At 44.5% G+C, this 1,546-nt stretch carries 1 protein-coding gene and 1 pseudogene; both read left to right on the forward strand.

Translation table 11 applies throughout. The annotated features are described in order from the left end of the window. On the forward strand, positions 1–1,058 hold a 1,058-nt coding region (locus D3222_RS24525), incomplete at its 5' end, for a T6SS effector BTH_I2691 family protein (RefSeq protein WP_304598689.1). After that, positions 1,055–1,546, forward strand: a pseudogene (locus D3222_RS24530) (putative type VI secretion system effector); the annotation flags it as partial. The gene D3222_RS24525 and the pseudogene D3222_RS24530, both read left to right, overlap by 4 nt.

Here is a 1,546-nt window from a genome sequence, read left to right on the forward strand (position 1 = left end):
ACGATAAAGCGAATGAAGTGCTGGAAAAGCCGCCCAGATCCAACAGCACCTTTGCCCGGGCGATGCTGCATTCTGACCGGCGACTGGTGACGTTGGGCGACCGGTTCTTTAATTTTACCCGCTTAGGAAAAGTGCTGAATAGCACCAATGAAATGCTGAGTAAGGGGCTATTCTCGGTGATTTCAGGGGTGCCGTTTGATCAGGCGGTTGATTTGTCGGTATCACAACTTAAGGAGGGTAATGCGTTTCGGCAACAGGTATTGGAGAGACTTAAGAGACCGGGTTCTGAGGAGCGGTTGAAAAAAAATAATAAATATCAATCTAACTTTGAAAAGTTTGCTCAAAGTGCCGAAGGGGAATCGGTATTAAAAAAATCCCGGATTAAGTTATTGGTCTTATTTTTTAATGGGCTGGAATATGCCAATCAGTTAAAAGAGAGTAAGGGAGATGTTAAAAGTCATGCTCAGGTGACTGCGGCGTTTTTAAGCACACTGAGTACGGCGATGGAGATTGTCGAGCCGATGGTGAAGCACGGCATAAAAAATATGGCTGCCACCGACACCATTAAATTTATCGGGTCGAGTGCGGGCACGCTCGCTTCCGCACTAAATCTGGGGGTAGATATTAGTGATTTTGAATCTGAATTGCATGGCAGACGGCGTTGGCAGTATTTTGGATTAATCGGTTGCAAAATTGGGGGTGATATTGGCGCAATGCTAAAAGCATCCGGCGGGTTGTTAGAAGTATTGATAGAGAGAAAGCTGATGGATAGGGGGGTTTTAGAAACTACATTAAAAATGTTGGGATCTTTGGCTGCCGGTAGGGTTGTTGGTTTTCTGGCTAGCTGGCAAGTCATGCTTGGACTTCTCATTCTTGAGTGGCTGGTTTCATTATATGTCGATAATGATCTACAAAAATGGTGCCGGAGTTGTGTTTTTGGGTTAGAGCCGGTGAAGGGCTTGGAAGCCACGCAATGGATTTACCCTGAATCTCAGAAAGATAAGTTATATGAAGCACAAAGTAAAAACTTTGCCGATGCAATTAAGGTGCTCTCATGAATACTTATCAGATGTTAAAAGGTGCTATTGACTTTGAAGAAATAAAAAGTCAGAGAAGCAGTCTTGATACATGGATTGAAGTTAACCTTGACTGGATAGTAAGCCATCCAGAAGGCAGAGAAGAGGCAGAGAAGGAGATTGCAAAAACAAAAGAAAAAATCCCTGAACTGGATGCGATACTAGCAAAAGAGCCGCCGCCGCCGGAATTGCCCCCGCGTAAACCATTAATTAAAGTGAGTGGTGTGCTGGAAGAGTGGGAAATACTCTGTGTCAAAGGCTATTTTTCTGATCGCGAATATGATCCCGAAGAATTTGCCCGCCGGGAGGAGAATAGGCAATTTGGTGCATTATTGCTGGCGATGTTGGGAAATACGTCTCAGGCTGCGGTGAATTTACGGACTGAAGTGCGATTGAGTGAAATATGTCATTTTGTGCAGGGGAAAATCAATGGTATCCCTTTTCATGGTTGGATAGGGTTGACGACAGTC

The organism is Photorhabdus sp. CRCIA-P01 (genome assembly GCF_003545805.1).
Classification (GTDB): domain Bacteria; phylum Pseudomonadota; class Gammaproteobacteria; order Enterobacterales; family Enterobacteriaceae; genus Photorhabdus; species Photorhabdus antumapuensis.